The sequence below is a fragment of the Abyssisolibacter fermentans genome, assembly GCF_001559865.1.
Lineage (GTDB): Bacteria > Bacillota > Clostridia > Tissierellales > MCWD3 > Abyssisolibacter > Abyssisolibacter fermentans.
In genome coordinates, this window is record NZ_LOHE01000051.1 from 49,164 (window position 1) to 65,553 (window position 16,390).

Annotated in this window: 16 protein-coding genes and 1 riboswitch; of the genes, 3 read left to right on the top strand and 13 right to left on the bottom strand. The window is 27.2% G+C overall.

Annotated elements, in window-relative coordinates; genetic code table 11:
• Window positions 1-131: 131 nt before the first annotated feature.
• The 6 genes from AYC61_RS08355 to AYC61_RS08385 form a co-directional block, all read right to left on the bottom strand.
• Complete coding sequence (locus AYC61_RS08355; protein WP_066499708.1) at window positions 132-1,196, bottom strand: cysteine synthase family protein; 1,065 nt, start codon at window positions 1,194-1,196, stop codon at window positions 132-134.
• Window positions 1,197-2,300: 1,104 nt separating this feature from the next.
• Window positions 2,301-2,972, bottom strand: a complete 672-nt coding sequence (gene thiT / locus AYC61_RS08365; RefSeq protein WP_066499717.1) for an energy-coupled thiamine transporter ThiT — start codon at window positions 2,970-2,972, stop codon at window positions 2,301-2,303.
• 186 nt (window positions 2,973-3,158) lie between these two features.
• Window positions 3,159-3,257, bottom strand: a riboswitch (TPP riboswitch).
• A gap of 123 nt (window positions 3,258-3,380) precedes the next feature.
• Window positions 3,381-4,139, bottom strand: a complete 759-nt coding sequence (locus AYC61_RS08370) for an exodeoxyribonuclease III (RefSeq protein WP_066499721.1) — start codon at window positions 4,137-4,139, stop codon at window positions 3,381-3,383.
• 297 nt (window positions 4,140-4,436) lie between these two features.
• A complete protein-coding gene (locus AYC61_RS08375; RefSeq protein WP_066499729.1) occupies window positions 4,437-5,267 on the bottom strand; it encodes a metal ABC transporter permease in 831 nt (276 codons plus the stop codon).
• On the bottom strand, window positions 5,264-6,022 hold the full coding sequence (locus tag AYC61_RS08380; RefSeq protein ID WP_066499735.1) for a metal ABC transporter ATP-binding protein: 759 nt from the start codon (window positions 6,020-6,022) through the stop codon (window positions 5,264-5,266). The genes AYC61_RS08375 and AYC61_RS08380 overlap by 4 nt, the downstream gene beginning before the upstream one ends.
• A 5-nt stretch (window positions 6,023-6,027) precedes the next feature.
• Window positions 6,028-6,942, bottom strand: a complete 915-nt coding sequence (locus AYC61_RS08385) for a metal ABC transporter solute-binding protein, Zn/Mn family (RefSeq protein ID WP_066499739.1) — start codon at window positions 6,940-6,942, stop codon at window positions 6,028-6,030.
• Window positions 6,943-7,186: 244 nt separating this feature from the next.
• Between AYC61_RS08385 and AYC61_RS08390 the strand changes: the two genes are divergently transcribed.
• Entirely contained in the window at window positions 7,187-7,615 is a 429-nt protein-coding gene (locus AYC61_RS08390) for a Fur family transcriptional regulator (RefSeq protein ID WP_066499741.1), read from the top strand.
• Window positions 7,616-7,885: 270 nt separating this feature from the next.
• Here AYC61_RS08390 and AYC61_RS08395 read toward each other — a convergent pair whose 3' ends face one another.
• The 4 genes from AYC61_RS08395 to AYC61_RS08410 all read right to left on the bottom strand — a co-directional run bounded on the left by AYC61_RS08395 (window position 7,886) and on the right by AYC61_RS08410 (window position 11,539).
• Window positions 7,886-8,422, bottom strand: a complete 537-nt coding sequence (locus AYC61_RS08395) for a hypothetical protein (protein WP_066499748.1) — start codon at window positions 8,420-8,422, stop codon at window positions 7,886-7,888.
• Between the two features lie 159 nt (window positions 8,423-8,581).
• Entirely contained in the window at window positions 8,582-9,403 is an 822-nt protein-coding gene (locus AYC61_RS08400) for a DUF4184 family protein (RefSeq protein WP_242866767.1), read from the bottom strand.
• A 231-nt stretch (window positions 9,404-9,634) separates the two neighbouring features.
• Window positions 9,635-11,137 (bottom strand): [FeFe] hydrogenase H-cluster radical SAM maturase HydG, encoded by a 1,503-nt coding sequence (gene hydG / locus AYC61_RS08405; RefSeq protein WP_156456401.1) that lies wholly within the window; start codon window positions 11,135-11,137, stop codon window positions 9,635-9,637.
• A gap of 135 nt (window positions 11,138-11,272) precedes the next feature.
• Window positions 11,273-11,539: a TM1266 family iron-only hydrogenase system putative regulator gene (locus AYC61_RS08410; protein ID WP_066499759.1), complete on the bottom strand. Its 267-nt coding sequence runs from the start codon at window positions 11,537-11,539 to the stop codon at window positions 11,273-11,275.
• 434 nt (window positions 11,540-11,973) lie between these two features.
• Here AYC61_RS08410 and AYC61_RS08415 point away from each other — a divergent pair, with 434 nt between their 5' ends.
• Window positions 11,974-12,567 (top strand): acetate uptake transporter, encoded by a 594-nt coding sequence (locus AYC61_RS08415; RefSeq protein ID WP_066499770.1) that lies wholly within the window; start codon window positions 11,974-11,976, stop codon window positions 12,565-12,567.
• A gap of 146 nt (window positions 12,568-12,713) precedes the next feature.
• On the opposite strand, the gene AYC61_RS08420 is transcribed toward AYC61_RS08415, so the two are convergent.
• Both AYC61_RS08420 and AYC61_RS08425 read right to left on the bottom strand, forming a co-directional pair.
• A complete protein-coding gene (locus tag AYC61_RS08420; protein WP_066499774.1) occupies window positions 12,714-13,238 on the bottom strand; it encodes a hypothetical protein in 525 nt (174 codons plus the stop codon).
• Window positions 13,239-13,461: 223 nt separating this feature from the next.
• Window positions 13,462-14,037 carry a DUF1836 domain-containing protein gene (locus AYC61_RS08425; RefSeq protein WP_066499776.1) on the bottom strand — a complete coding sequence of 192 codons (576 nt, stop codon included), beginning with the start codon at window positions 14,035-14,037 and terminating at the stop codon, window positions 13,462-13,464.
• 175 nt (window positions 14,038-14,212) lie between these two features.
• Between AYC61_RS08425 and trhA the strand changes: the two genes are divergently transcribed.
• The gene (gene trhA, locus AYC61_RS08430; RefSeq protein ID WP_066499779.1) at window positions 14,213-14,860 is read left to right on the top strand and encodes a PAQR family membrane homeostasis protein TrhA; all 648 of its coding nucleotides are present in this window, start codon (window positions 14,213-14,215) and stop codon (window positions 14,858-14,860) included.
• A gap of 99 nt (window positions 14,861-14,959) precedes the next feature.
• On the opposite strand, the gene AYC61_RS08435 is transcribed toward trhA, so the two are convergent.
• Entirely contained in the window at window positions 14,960-15,853 is an 894-nt protein-coding gene (locus AYC61_RS08435; RefSeq protein WP_066499781.1) for a TraX family protein, read from the bottom strand.
• Window positions 15,854-16,390: the final 537 nt, after the last annotated feature.

Sequence of the window (16,390 nt, forward strand, 5' to 3'; positions counted from 1 at the left end):
TTTAGTAGCTTATAACCGTTTAAGGAAGGCTAACTTAGACATAAATTGCCTCCTATCCCCCGCTATCATTTTTTTATTTTTTTAACTTCAGTAATACAAAGCACCCACCATATCATTCGCTATTTTTAAAATTATATAGTTGATTTTAATAGCTTCTCGTTTTTCATCTCATTCATTACATTTTCAATCGATTGACGATTCCAATTGATAATAGTCCATGATTCTTCATCATCACGTGGTTTACTAACAATCTTAGGCTCATCAGGAATTTGCTCAAATGCTCTAGGTATATCTTTTAACCACTGATCATTATAAATTGTATCTGCATAGCGATGTCCTTCGTCTGGAAAAAAGACAACAACTTTTTTATTAGGATACTTATCAGCTATCCAATTTCCAACTAGATAAGCAGCTCCACTAGTGCCTCCCATGTACAAACCATGATTTTGATGAAGCTTTCTTGTAGCTTTAAAAGCTATACCAGCTGGTACCCAACTAACAAAATCAAATACTGTATGATTAAGATTTGGTGGCATTATACTATTTCCTAGTCCACGTAATTTCCTTGTCCCGTCTTTTTGACCAAATAATATACTATTACAAGTATCTACACCTATTACTTTCAAATTAGGAAAATACTCGCGTAAAAATGTAGTAGTACCAACCATTGATCCCCCCGAACCAACTGGTCCTACTAAATAATCTATGCAACTTAGCTCGTCCATTATAAATTGACCTACTTTTTTATATGACTTAGGATTGTAAACGTTTGAATATTGATTAGGACAAAATGCATCTGGATTTTGATTAAGCAATTCATTTAATCTGTCTAAACGGGCTTGTTGAAACCCTCCTGTGGGATGAGGTGTACTTATAATTTCAACTTGAGTACCTAAATCTTTTAACCTATTGTATAATCTCTTATCAATAACCGGATCACTGATAAGCTTAAGCTTGTAACCTTTTACTGCTGAAAGCATTGCTAGTGCAAGTCCAAATGTTCCCGAAGTTGTTTCAAAAATTCTGCTTCCTCTTTTAATCTTTCCTTGCTCATAAGCTTTCTGTAAAATATATCTAGCTGGTAATAGCTTCATTAAATAAAAGCTTGCTCCATAGAGATTTGAAGAAAGCTTATTGAGACGTGGAAGTTCATAATTAAGAAATGGCCAATGATTATCGTCTAATTGTCTTGTCATTTTTATCCTCCTCATATGATTTGTAATTAAGTTATTACTTAAAATTTTGTTTTATGTATTTTGCTACTTTTTAATCAAATATAAATTTGAATTTTGGTAGAATGCTTTACCAAATATTTTTTTAGTTAAATTTCAAGTATTAATAGTATTTTTATTCAAATCATTTTATATTAATTTACTTATATTAGTATATCACGCAGTATTGTTTATCCCAAATTTTACATATTTTATTACAATACTTTGTTTTATATGTATTTTGTTTATAATTTTACATTTTTTTATAATTTTTTCTATTCTTTCTTGATCGTATTTTGTAAAACAAATTATATTATTTTATAATATATGGTATTTTTCTATTTTTTTGTATTTTCCCCTTAATTGAACATTGTAGTTTTTTGATGTTTCTTTGAAAATGTTTTATTTTAAAAATTGTATAAATATTTATATTTTTATTGCTGAATAATGGTTTATTGTTTAAAAAAAGACTTATTATAATTACTTTTTTGTAATAAAAATACATTCATTAACTCATAGATAGACTATAAAAACAAATTTATTAAGAAATTGTAATAATTATTAAATTTAATTAAATATATGAAATTAATGAAATATATATTATTTTGTTGAAAAATTGTCAAGTTTATCTAATGCAATTATTTGAAAAATACAAGCATTGTAACTGAGAAAATCTCAATACCTAATAAAACTCAAAAAAAATTACTAAAAATTTCTTTAACCTTGATTATTCATATATCTTTAAATAGTGTACTGTATAATTCTGAATTAGAAGATTTCAGTAGATTGGAAGAGCATACGAAGTTGATATGTCAAAAATTTAATGATACTTTATAACCAAAAGGCTCTAGTAGAATATTTGAATTTTATGAAAATCTGGGATTAACATTATTGGTATTTATTATCTCTATTTTAATAGCAATACTTGTAATTATTATAGATGATGTGTTAATAAGGTGTGTATTAAGCTAGATGGAAGATGGAGATTTGACAATTAACATCAAATCTAAATTTAAGTTCTCTAATTAAATAAAATAAGGGTATACATTTATCATATACCCCTAAAATAACATCTAATATAAAAAACCGCTATGCAGTTGCCCTAGCTTTAATTTGATTCATAGCAGAACCAACAGCAGGAATAATTAAAATAAGTATTGTTAAAAACACTTCACCAGCTATGTAAGAAATATTATATGCAAATGAATATGGAACTGTGTCAAAGCCTACCTCTTTAGCATAGCTTGCGAAAAAAACAATTCCAGTTATAAAATGAAAGAAAAATCTTCCCCCAGCACCTAGCACTAAACCTTTTAAAAGACCATTAGATGAATTTTTAAAAACACCAGCTAAACCAAGTGCACCAAAAGCTAGTGGATAATCTAGTAATAATTGTATTGGGTGAACTACCCATCCTCCAATAGCTAATTGAAAGAACCCATACGCTACACCACAAATAATACCTTTTGTAACACCAAACCAATAGCCAATAAGTACAATAAACAACATACTAAACGGCGTAATAGAACCTCCTTGTGGGAGTTTTACCAGTTTAATTTGTGATAAAACCATTGCAATAGCTATTGCCATTGAACAATAAACCAATTCTTTTGTTTTCATCTTATTTGATTTACCTCCAATAGCTAAAACAACAATTAGTAATATTACAGCAATTAAAGCTATTAATATTTGTCCTACTGTTGAAGCTATTATATCCTGTAATTGCCCACTATTAAGTGCTTCTTGAAATTGTTTGAACATAAAAAAATCCTCCTTTTTTAACCCAGGAAGATTATTGACTGAAAATATACCTTTATAACAACGGAAGCAATTACGTAGTAATTGCAATACACCGTTTCAACACACAAGATTGCACACCGCCTATTTGTTAGGTCTAATCGATATCCGAGCTACCTATATAATGTGGGGGGGCATCTTGCGCCTTGTTATAATCATGCAATGCTTCCCTACAACGGCATTATCCGTATCAGGTTATAAGGGTCAGTTAAAAACTATCTCAGCCAAATGGCTCCCCTAGCTTAATATATTATTTCATACATAATGTACACCTTTTTTTTTTATTTGTCAAGTATCGAAAAATATTGTTATTGTCATTTCCCAATCCACATACTAATGAGTTAACATAATTAAAATTATTAAATCAAATATTTAATCTATGCTTATATCAAGTAAAACAGGGCAATGATCACTCCCCATGACATCGAAATGAATAACGGCATCCTTCATTAAATCCTTTAACTTCTCTGATACGATAAAATAATCTATCCTCCAGCCCGTATTTTTTTCTCTTGCCTTACGCATATAGGACCACCATGAATAAGCACCTTTTTTATCTGGATAAAAATATCTAAAGCTGTCAATAAAACCAACTTCAAGTAGCTTTGATAGTTTATTTCTCTCTTCATCTGTAAATCCAGCATTCCTACGATTTGTCTTAGGACTTTTTAAATCAATCTCATTATGTGCTACGTTTAAATCTCCACATAGAATCACAGGTTTACAGTTATCTAATTTTTTAAGATAATCTTTAAAATCATCCTCCCATAACTGCCTGTATTCAAGCCTTAATAGTTCTCTTTTTGAATTAGGAGTATATACATTTACTAAATAAAAATCACTAAATTCTAAAGTTATAACTCGTCCCTCTTTGTCGTGCTCTTCTTTTCCCATTCCATATGAAACTGAAATAGGTTTTTCTTTTGTAAATATTGCAGTACCAGAGTAGCCTTTTTTGACAGCATAATTCCAATATTGATGATAATCCGTTAATTCTAAATCTATTTGCCCTTCTTGAAGTTTTGTTTCTTGTATGCAAAAAATATCTGCATTCACTTTATTAAAATAATCTAAAAATCCTTTTTTAATGCAAGCTCTAAGACCATTTACGTTCCATGATATTAATTTCATATTTACCTCCAAAATTGTATAACATTAAATTATTAATTCTATAAACAGCTATATTTAGTCCAAATTACTTCGAATTTATTATATAACACTTAGTCAAAATTATATAGTACACACACTGATTTTGAAAACTATTAAACTTTTATTAGCTCATTCGAAGAATGAGCTTCATTGATTAAAAGTATTTATTTATAATTTGGGTTAAATATTATTAATAATATTAAGAGGTTAACAAGATAAGTTACATCAAGCAAGCCTATTAATGTATTATAATAGGCTTATATATTAATAATACCTTAGTTATCCATATATGTCTGAATAATGATGAGTTCTTACACGTTTATATCCTAATAAACATAAATAGAGTGCTATAGATACTAATATAATTGTTGCACCTGAAGGTATATTAAAAATGTATGATAAATAAAGACCTAAGTAACATAAAAAGACACCTATAAAAATTGAAAAAATCATCATACTTTTTAAATTTTTTGTGAATAGTTTTGCAATAGCTGGTGGAATTGTAAGTAATGCAATGACTAATATAATTCCTACTACTTTAATCATTAAAACAATGCTAATTGCAATAATTATCATCAAAAAAATCTCTAAGTTTAGAATATTTATACCCATTACTCTTAGATGCTCTTCATCAAAAAGATAAGCCTTCCAATATGTAAACATACTACTAATAATAAATAAAATAAAAAAACTTAAAACAATCAAAATTTTAACGTACAGTTTAGACACTGTTAAAATATCGCCAAACAAATATGACGTCATATCAGGAGGATATCCTTGTGTCAGATTAATAAATAAAATTCCAAGTGACATACCCCCTGCCCAAAACATATTTATAAGGGTGTCACTTTTAGTATTAGATAAACGCTTTATCCCTATAATTCCCAAAGCTGATAGTATGGAAAAAATAATCCCGGGAATGATTGGTTCTATTCCTAGCAAATATCCAAAACCTATACCTCCAAAAGATGAATGTGCAATCCCTCCAGACATATTCACTAATCTCTTTTCAACAATGATTGTACCGACAATGCCACATATTATACTAGAAAAAAGCGCAGCTAATATAGCGTTCTGTATGAACTGATACTTAAAAATAACTCCTATCATAAACGAATACTCCCTTCAGTATAGATATCTTTCAATAAGCTTTTTTTATAGTTTTTGTCATTAACACCTATTGGAAAAGAATATAATTTACTCAACGCATTTTTATTTCCATTATTACTATTTTCATAATACTTAAGGGTTCTATCTATAAAAGCAAAACAATCACAATAAGAAAAAATATCTGTCATACTATGAGTTACCATAATAATGGTCTTATCTTTATTTAAATCTTTTAAAATGTTTAAAATATCTTTTTTTGCTTCTGCATCAATGTTAGCAGTAGGCTCATCTAATAACAGAATATCAGGATCTGACACTAGGGCTCTGGCAATAAGAACTTTTTGTAACTGTCCACCTGATAATTCACCAATTTGTCTATGCATAACATTTTTTAAATTTAACATTTCAATAAAATATTTTGCAAGATTCTGATCAGTTTCACTGTATCGATGGAAAAACTTTATTCCTTGTTTAATCCGTCCTTGTAAGATAACATCATTAACACTAATGGGAAATTCCAAATCAAAAGATTTAAACTGTGGAACATATGCCATTTTGGTATCTTCTTTTATATGAACTTCTCCACTAGTAGGTGCTTTTAGTCCAAGGATTATCTTTAACAGTGTTGATTTTCCACCACCGTTCGGACCTAAAACTGCAAGAAAAGACTTGTTTTTAATTTTGAAAGTAATTTCTTTTAACGCACATATACCTTTATAATGTGCTGATAGATTTGATATACTTATAACATTCATTTTTTTTATTCCTTTTCTAGTATTGTTTTGAAAGTTTCTACAATTTTCTTCATATTTTCTATATAATTAGATGCTAAAGGTTTAATTTCTACAGTAGTTCCATTTATTTCTGCTGCAATAGTCTGTGCTTGCTGCTTATCAAATTCTGCTTGATAAAAAATAACTTTTATATTCCGTTCATTCGCAAAATCAATAACATCTTGCAGCTTCTGTGCTGTAGCATCTTTACCATTTTGTTCAATAGTAATCATTTTTAAACCATAATCTTTAGCAAAATACCCTAATGAAGGATGATATATAATAAAAGTTTTTTGTGATAGTTCTTTTGTAACGTTGGTTAACTCTCTATCTAGTGTTTTTAAGCTGTTTATATAACTTTCTGCATTTGAAATGTATGTACTTTTGTGCTCAGGGTCAATTTCACATAATTTAGATTTGATTTCTTCAATCATTACTATAACTCTCTTTGGAGACATCCATATGTGTGGATCACGCTGACCTTCTTTATTTTGACTATGCTCTACTTCATCATAATTATCATAATCTGTTGCTATTATAGGTAAATATATTTTGTCTACTGTCTCTTGCAATGAAACTAAGTTAATATTTTTATTTAAACTGTAGAGTTTTGGAATAATATTCGCTGATTCTGTAGGAACGCCTATAGAAAAATAAATATCTGCATCACTTAATTTTTTAATTTCTCTTGGTGTTGGTTGATAATTTGCAGGACTATTACCTGGTCTAATCATAGTTATAACATCAACATAATCACCACCTACAGCTTTAACAAAAGTTGATTGTGGAATAATAGATACAGCTACTTTTACATCACTACGATTATGATCATTAGATTCATTAGAACAACTACTAGTTAATAACATAACAACTAAAGTTACTAATAAGAATACTTTTTTCATTTCACACCTCCATTTGCAAATGATTCGCATTTGCTCTTGTAATTTATATTATAGCATGATATCATTATTTGTAAAGAACATTATGCTAATTCATATAGTAAATTAACGCTTTATATAATTAAAATTCTATTTAGTATATAGTTCCCAACTATTTAAAACTGCAATTTATTTTTATAATCATATAAACTTTAAGCTGGTTTTATATTATTTTATGTTGCTTATTAAACTATAAGAAGGTGAACAAATGAATATTAATAATGATATTAAAGAAATTTTCAAAGAAATAGGAATTAAATACACTAAAAATAGAGAAAATATCTATTCATTTTTATTAAGAGAAAATAGACCAATAGACGCAAAATATTTATTTTTTAAATTGAATGAAGAGCAAGGAAATATTGATTTGTCTACTATCTATCGTTCATTAGAAGTTTTTGTTACTAAAGGATTAATTACTAAATTCTATTCAAATTTAGAACAAAAAAACATTTATGAAATTAAACAAAAAGGACATAAACATTATCTAATTTGCACTAAATGCAAAAAAATCAAACCAATTGACTACTGTCCTCTTAAAGAATATGAACAGTATCTCAGTGAAGATACCAACTACGTTATTACTAGCCATAACTTGGTGATATATGGCATTTGCCCAAGATGCCAAAATAATTGATAATTTAAAACAAAATTCATTTTAACAACCGTATGTTAAAAAAATTTCTAGCTCGTTATTAAAATTATTTCTTAATTTATGATAATTCATACCTAATAGTGTTCTTACTTTTCGTTCTAATTGGTGATTGATTTATCATGCTTGTTTCTAATTATATAAAAAGAGAAGATAGTATTATCTATCTCCTTTTTGTATGATTTTTAATATACTTATGTAATTTTCAGATTTCTTATTTCATAGCACTCTTTTATTGTGAGTCAAGTAACATATTTAATGTATTATATCATTTCCATTGTAATCAATTATTTTAGTATTATCTGTGTCTATTTCTCCTGTTCCTACTAAATACCATAATCTTATATCATCTGCATTAATGATATTTGCATTATTATCATCTATAATAATCTTAGCCACAGAATCGTCATAAATAACACCACAACCTACCCATCCTGCTTCTTTATTATAGAATCCAAATTGCAACCCTACTGGTATAACATTACTTTTAACTTTAAGTTCACCACTTGCGTGCAGTAGTTTGTACCCCAATATTCCTTTTTCTAATAAAGCATAAGCTATGTTATTTTTATTATTATAATAAAAAAGTAATACTTGTTCTTCATTAATTTCAACCTGTTTTAGTAACCTATTAACACTAAGATAAGGAGCTTGTCCTCCAAGATGTTGCTTAACAACTTGAATAGGTTTATATGTTGTTTGACGTACAGCAAGTAATACTAATACTATGAATAATATTATTAATAAAAAATAAAATATCTTACTTTTTAATAATTTTCTTAAAATGCTCAAATCAATCTCCTTTCAATTTCACCGTAATTACGTGTCAGTTATATGTAATAAATAACACTGTTTTAAAACCTTATAATATAAAAATAAAAATTTACAAATAGCTATCTATGCAAGTTGTTTCAATGCTTTTAATTTAGCTGTTATTTTTGTAGGGTTGCCCTACTGACATTCTTTTTCATAGATATATTTATAAACTATAGACACTAAAATAATTCCTATAAATAATCCACTTATTATAGATACAATATATACCCCAATATTGTGTATACAAAATCCACCTATAGTAAAAGATATTCTAAATAAAAAAGTTATAATTCCAATAAGAATAATCAATAGCCAATACATTATTTTTTTTGTAACAGAATAATTACTCACATTTGTTTTTATAAAACTTCTTTTTGATAAAAGATATACAAATATAATAATGAAACCCAATAAAGTACTTCCATGCTGTAATACCTTGTATAAAGGTAAGTTGAAATTTAATACACAAATATGCTTCTTTAATAATGGTATCATTCTTACAAATGTACCTGTTTTATGTGTAAAAGAATCCCATAATACATGAGACATCATACCAATTAAGGAAGAATAAATGAATATACCTAAATCTTTAAATGATCTCATTTTCCATCTTTCTACTGCCAAGTATCTGTATCTATTACTAATAAATTGAGGTGAATTTAATATAAATTGTTCTTTTATAATATAATGAAATAAAAAAGCTATTACTGTGCATAAAGGCAGATTGAAATATAAAAAACCTTTAAATGTATGTCCTATTTTTCCAATCGGTGCTAATCTTATAAAGTATTCAAAATCAGGTGACATACTTCCTAATACTAAACCAGTTAGACTAAAATATTTCTTCCATTTTTCTTTTATAGGAATAACTATAGCTGGATGTGAAAACGTAAATGGCATATACAAATCCTTTCTTTTTGTAACTATTATAGCATATATGATAAGTTTGTAACACATATTATATGGTTTTTAATATTGATACTCAATCTAATTTATTCCTATAAGTAAACTATTACACTAAATAAATTTGAGTTCTTTGCGAAAAAAAGAGACTTGATTCATTTAATCAAATCTCCAAAAATATTTAGGGTTTTTTAATAATTCTTTTTCTAAAGGGTGTACATAATTCTTTTGAATTTATTTTAACCATAATTATTCTATAATTTTAGATAACCTGGTTTAAAATCATTATATAAATAAATCTCTTTCTCCATCCGCTATTCTGTTATAGTAATCATCTAACAGCTTAATTAATCCTTTTTCTTTGTAGAATGGATTATTTCTTATATCTTCTATTTCTTTTTTAATTACTTTCTCACCTATTTCTCTTGTTTTTGGTGATGCATAATCATCAAGGTATTCTTTATAAGTTAGGACAGCATTCAGTTTGCAGAATTTACCTTCATGACATTCTTTTAACATATCCATGATCTTTTCACCTGTTCTTCCACAACGGTAACCAGCTGTGCAGAAAGAAGTTATTGTACCATTAAGCGCAAGCCTTTGTACAACTTCATCCAAACTTCTTGTATCTCCAAGCATAAATTGCTGTTTTTCTTCTTCTTGATTATTAGATTTTTGACTATATGCACCAATTCCTATTTTGCTAGATGCATCCATTTGTGTACATCCTACTTTTACAACATCATCTCTCAACTCTGCTTTTTCTCTAGCAGTAATTATTAATCCAGTGTAAGGAACTGAAAGCCTTAATATAGTTACAAGTTTTTTATAATCAGCATCAGATACCTTGCAATTTGAATTCTTGCTTAATGGTGAACCTGAAGCAAGGTTAAGTCTTGGGAACGAAATTGTATGTGGCCCTATACCAAATTGTCTTTCAAGGTCTATTGCATGATATAACAGTCCCATTGCTTCAAATCTCCAATCATTTAAGCCAAACAAAGCACCAATAGCAAAATCATCAATCCCTGCTTCCATAGCTCTATGTAGAGCATATAGTCTCCATCTATAGTCTGCTTTTGGTCCTGATGGATGTAAATTAGCATATAAATTTCTGTCATACGTTTCTTGAAAAACTTGAAAAGTACCAATACCAACTTCTTTTAGCTTCTTCAAGTCTGAAATGTTCATTGGAGCAGCATTAACATTTACTCTTCTTATATTTCCTACTCTATTACTATTCGGAGATTTCTTTTTAACACTATATACAGCCTTAATAGAATCTGCAATATAATCCACATCTGATAGTGGATGTTCCCCATATACAACAATTAATCTTTTATGACCTTCATCAATAATTGCTTCAGTTTCCTTCTTTATTTCTTCCATACTTAATATTCTTCTTTTTTCTTGCGGATTATCTTTTCTGAAGCCACAATATTTACAACTATTTACACATAAATTACTACAGTATAACGGAGCAAAAAAAACAATTCTATTATCGTAAACCTTCTTTTTAATTTTATTCCCTACTTCATATAATTCTTCCCAAAGTTCTTCATCTTTTACGTTAATTAGTGCAGCAGTTTCATCAGGACTAAGTGTTTGAATGCTCAAAGCTTTATCCATGATATTTCTTATAAAGCCTTTGTCAGGATTTTTATTGTTTTCTATTTTACTCATTATTTCTTTTTCATCAATAAAATCCTTACCATTAATAAGATACCTATCAATCTCATCTTGTTTAATAACTTGTTTTGACCATTCCATAGGTGTTAACTTACTCATAATTAACATCTCCCTTTAATAAAATAACTAACATTATGTAATTTTTATTATCAAGCTTTAATGATTTTATAAATCCTCAAAGAAGTTAAAATCTTATTAAATGTCCTTATAATACACTATTAAATTTTTATGTTTTCATATATCAGTATCAATTTCTTTTTTTGAAAATGATGTTTTTACATTTACTCCTTGGATATTACCCAATTTGCCAGTTAAATTATTTATTTCATCAATAGTACCACTAACTATAATTGATATAACAGACACATTAACATCACCAAATGGAACGCCCATTCTTCCTTTTACAATATTTTTAAATTGAGCGATAGTACCATTAAATACTGTCTGGCAAATAGCTGGATTGTCAAGAACTGCCCCAATAACAGCAATTTTCTTTTTCATATGCTTCCCTCCATGGATGTAAATATATTTAAATGTTTGGATATCTACTAAATGAATTTGATTCTCTGCTTAAACTTAAAAAAACTTTCCTCTAAAAGGAAAGTTTATATAAACAAAATAATAACGATACTAATTAGATAATTAAATACCTAAAAATAGTATAATTATAAAACTTATATAACAAATTCCTCCTAGGATTAGATTTAACTTTTCCTTAAGGTCTTATATTTTTCTAAAACAAACTACAAAAAATTTTTTCTTATAGTTTGAATATCCATAACCATTAAATAACATATCAACCAATTTGTCAAGTGTTTTTTTATTGCTTTATGTTTGGGAATATTATAAACAATTCTGAGTATACTAAAATTTGAGTGTTTTATATAAATTATAGTAATTATATTGAACATGTTTGAACATATGAGGAGGTAGTAATGGAAGAACGTAAAATCGTTATTGCAGACCCTACATCTCTGGGTTTATTTGGACTTGCAATTGTTACATTAGTTGCATCATCTCAAAAGCTTGGTATTACCAGTGAGGTGTCTTTAGTTATTCCTTGGGCAATATTTTTGGGTGCATTTGCTCAATTATATGCTTCTATACTAGACACCAAAAAAGATAATACATTTGGAGCTACTGCTTTTGGCGGATACGCATTTTTTTGGTTCGGAGTTTCATTGACTTGGTTAATACAATTAGGTGTATTGGGTGAAAAATTAGCACTTAAAGCTGATATTAAGCAATTAGGTTTTGCATTTATTGGTTATCTGATTTTTAGCCTTTTTATGACTATAGGCTCAATGAAAGTAAGTAAAATATTATGTTTAATTTTTATTTTTATAGATTTACTTTTTATAGGACTAGTACTAAGTACTTTTGATATTTCACCACATTTCGGACATAGCCTCGCAGCATACTCAGAATTATTAATTTCATTACTTTCATTTTATGGTTCAGCTGCAGCTGTATTAAATAAACATTTTGGTAGAATTTTATTGCCAGTTGGTAAACCATTTAATATTTAATCTATGATTATTACTTTATAATTTAAAACCCATGAAATATGATTTCATGGGTTTTTATTGCATATTTTGAAAGTATTTTAATATTTCTCAGCTTCCACACTTCTATAAATCCAATATATACATAGTAATAAGATTTTTCTCATAAGCTAGTTGTTATAGCATCTTTTATCTCTAACTTCAATATTTTTCAATTCACATACTGTAACAATATCTTTTAAACAACCTTGTTTCAAAAACTTATTATGTATTTGAACTGCTTCTTTTTTCAATCCAAGACCATTATTCTTTTGATGGGTAGATTTTAAATAGAATATTATTCCCATTGGTTCTGATTTGTTAGGACGACGTGAGGCTTTTATTATGTACGGGGTAATATCTCCAACTTCTATATACATAATATCATTATATTCTATAATAGTCGTTTTAGCTAACTCTTTAAAAACTATCATCTTTTCTTCAATCTTTATTTCAATAGGTGTGTGATTTATAAATAATGGCAAAATACATATTACCAAAATAATTAAACTTAAAATTATAGTTAATACTATATTTAATCCCTCTGAAATAAAAAAATTAACAAAATACATTATCATTAACAACACAAATGTGAAATATACTATAAACCACACTTTACTTATCGTATACCGATTTTTTACAATATTTTCATTCAAACCATTTCCTCCAATCTTTCTAATGTAAACTATATACAATCAACCACACATCTACATTTTCCGTCCGATTATACTATTATTCGCCAAATTTTTTGACATTCCTCCAATATATATAACATTTTAATAATTTCTATTCATAATATTAAAATACCCATACGCTACTCTTATTAATTTAACAAAAGTTAAATTTATTGATTACATTCTTAAAATACAATTTTGGGTCTTATACAGATTTATTCTTTATATTTGAAAGCTCAGCAAGTGTATGTTCAGCTAATCTTTTATTAATATCCGCTTTGAGTACTAATTTGAAAACATGCTTAATCATATCTTCTTTTTCCAACTTAGAGTTTTCTTCAAAATCTATTTTAGCTTCCTTAATAACCTCCTGTTGTACCTCTAAAAAATTTTTATACATTTCTTCTGTATTACTTGTTAAACATTCTGTAACTACACACTCATCTTTTTTTTCATTATTATTTGCTTCTAGTTGATTTTTTTGTACCTTATACAACTTGTCTATTTCAGAAATGGAAAGTATGTTTTTTAAATTATAAATCATTATAAGCTGCATAATCTGATCTTTGTTATACTTTTTTTTAGTAGGTTTATCTATTATTTTAGCTTTAACATAATTATTAATCATAGTTTTAGTCAATATTTTTTCATCTTTATCAATTTTAAATTTCTCAAATACCGTATCAATATAACCCGTTAATTGATCCATATAAAGATCAATATTGGGAATATCTTCAACTCCTACTTGCTTATAAGATAAAAGATTCTTGCATTTTTCCATAAAATCACTCCATTATTTTCTTTATATAAAAAAATTATCATCACAATATATTATATAGTATCTTAAACTATATTTCAAAGTAATCAAAATTATTTATTTGACTTTTATCAATTTTAGTTGTATTATATTCATATGATATGATGTAGTATCGAATACTATGTACGGAGGTGTTGAAATGAAATTTGAAATTCGTGAGCCAATAAATTCTATTTCCCATTTATTTGGCATAATATTATCAACTGTAGGTTTGATTTTATTGCTACTAAGCTCTATTAATACACATAACTCTATCAAAATTTTAAGTTCCGTAGTTTTTTGTCTTGGTTTGATAGGACTATACTCAGCTTCAACAATATATCATTGGAGCATGGCATCAGATAGAATTTTAAAAATACTTAGAAAAATAGACCATATGATGATCTATGTTTTAATTGCTGCTTCATATACACCTATCTGCCTTATTGTTTTAAAGGGAGTACTTGGCTATACTATGCTAAGCATCGTATGGTCTTTAGCTATTCTAGGTATTATTTCTAAAATATTTTGGTTGAATGCACCAAGATTGTTATATACAAGCTTCTATCTTATACTTGGATGGTCAGCTATATTTGTAATTTATCCTCTTTATAATCTTCTTCCAAAAACAGCATTTTTTCTCTTACTTGCTGGAGGTATATCATATTCAATAGGAGCAATTATCTATGCAACAAAATCAAAGAATATACGAATATGGAAGTTTGGATTTCATGAAATTTTTCATATTTTTATTCTTATAGGGAGCATTATTCATTATATTATGATATATAACTACATAATTACCTAAATTCTGAAGGGATCATATTGATAAACTGTTTCAAAATGAATAAAGGTCAAGTAATTAGTAACTAAAAATTAGTCATTTTGAAACAGTATATTTTAATTTCTAAATAATAAGTGCAATTACTAATAATATAGTTATATGTGCTGGATAAAATGTGTACCCCACATATTTATTAAGTTTAAATTTTTTAATTGGTTTGATTAAATATATTGGTATAAATGCTATTATGCTCCTTGCTTGAAAAAAGTATCCATCTAATCGTACTAATCCATCTTTCCATTTTGTGATATTTTCCCAAACTATATCGAATTTAAATAAACATTCCCACGTATTAAACGATACTCCAAACCAGTTCATTGAATTCTTTGCAAGTATTTCTGCACCTAGTATATAAGCTTCAAATACGGATAAAATAGCATAACTAACTATCATACATATTTTTTTATCATGATTTATATGAAATAATAACACCATTAGTAATCCATACATTCCATATTCTAGTCTGAATTGATTAAATATTATTCCCAATATTTCTGGCACTATTACCATTGCACAAACTCCTATAAATGATACTATTGCTAATAATAGTTGTTTATAATTTTTTTGATTTTTAAAACTACAAGTGTATTTAACTCCCTTATCATAAACATATATTATTCCAAGAGCTAATAGTAGCGTAAACATAATATTTAAATGAAAAGGTGTGAATTCCATTTTAGGTGAAAAGAAAGAATACGGTATTTGGGTAATTAATGCAAATATTAAAAGTCTTTTACTATAATTTTTTAAGCTAGAGGTTTTCCTATATCCAACTGCTAATTGATATGCAAATATTGGAAAAGCTAATCTTCCTATAAACCTTAACATTTGGGTTTCCGTAAAAAACATGTATCCAATATGATCAATAAGCATAGTTAACATTGCAAATAACTTTAATAAATCATTTCTTTGTGATATCGATTTTATTTCATTCATACTAATTGAAGTTTTTTCCATTATTTCCTCCTTTAAATATTATTTTTGATTATTTATTTTTATATTCAATATTAGATATTAATTTCCTCTATTATATACTAATTTTAAGTTTTTGTAATTTTTTGTATTAATTAAGATCGTTTTATAGTAATACTTAATAAATCTCTGAATTAATGTTTTAGTAATATACTTACTACCAAAATTGATAAAATATTAATTTATTAGAACTATAGCAATAATAATTTACAATAAATACTAAAGCGGCTTACGCCACGTTAATATTGGTTACTGATATATATTCTAATCACATCTACTCTAATCAAACAGTAACCAACTGCTCTAGTAAAATCCTTTAGAAGCTACATGACATTTTTTGACCACGACATTGATGCCTACATTTTTTCATCTTTTTATTATCATAAAAACATAAACATCTTTAAAAAAAGCGTCAACACAAGAACATTGAGCTACACTTCTCTCAAAGGTTTACCCTAGATCTTTTAAGATTTTTTAACCTTTGTTTCAAAAGCAGGACTTTGTTATTCAATAAAAAGAGCC

Bases quoted from the DNA above. Each gene is read 5' to 3' on its own strand.
- AYC61_RS08390 (WP_066499741.1), top strand. From the start codon at position 7,187: ATGAATATTAATAATGATATTAAAGAAATTTTCAAAGAAATAGGAATT.
- AYC61_RS08400 (WP_242866767.1), bottom strand. From the start codon at position 9,403: ATGTGTTACAAACTTATCATATATGCTATAATAGTTACAAAAAGAAAG.
- AYC61_RS08375 (WP_066499729.1), bottom strand. From the start codon at position 5,267: ATGATAGGAGTTATTTTTAAGTATCAGTTCATACAGAACGCTATATTA.
- AYC61_RS08415 (WP_066499770.1), top strand. From the start codon at position 11,974: ATGGAAGAACGTAAAATCGTTATTGCAGACCCTACATCTCTGGGTTTA.
- AYC61_RS08435 (WP_066499781.1), bottom strand. From the start codon at position 15,853: ATGGAAAAAACTTCAATTAGTATGAATGAAATAAAATCGATATCACAA.
- AYC61_RS08385 (WP_066499739.1), bottom strand. From the start codon at position 6,942: ATGAAAAAAGTATTCTTATTAGTAACTTTAGTTGTTATGTTATTAACT.
- AYC61_RS08370 (WP_066499721.1), bottom strand. From the start codon at position 4,139: ATGAAATTAATATCATGGAACGTAAATGGTCTTAGAGCTTGCATTAAA.
- AYC61_RS08410 (WP_066499759.1), bottom strand. From the start codon at position 11,539: ATGAAAAAGAAAATTGCTGTTATTGGGGCAGTTCTTGACAATCCAGCT.
- AYC61_RS08425 (WP_066499776.1), bottom strand. From the start codon at position 14,037: ATGGAAAAATGCAAGAATCTTTTATCTTATAAGCAAGTAGGAGTTGAA.
- thiT (WP_066499717.1), bottom strand. From the start codon at position 2,972: ATGTTCAAACAATTTCAAGAAGCACTTAATAGTGGGCAATTACAGGAT.
- AYC61_RS08380 (WP_066499735.1), bottom strand. From the start codon at position 6,022: ATGAATGTTATAAGTATATCAAATCTATCAGCACATTATAAAGGTATA.
- hydG (WP_156456401.1), bottom strand. From the start codon at position 11,137: ATGAGTAAGTTAACACCTATGGAATGGTCAAAACAAGTTATTAAACAA.
- AYC61_RS08355 (WP_066499708.1), bottom strand. From the start codon at position 1,196: ATGACAAGACAATTAGACGATAATCATTGGCCATTTCTTAATTATGAA.
- trhA (WP_066499779.1), top strand. From the start codon at position 14,213: ATGAAATTTGAAATTCGTGAGCCAATAAATTCTATTTCCCATTTATTT.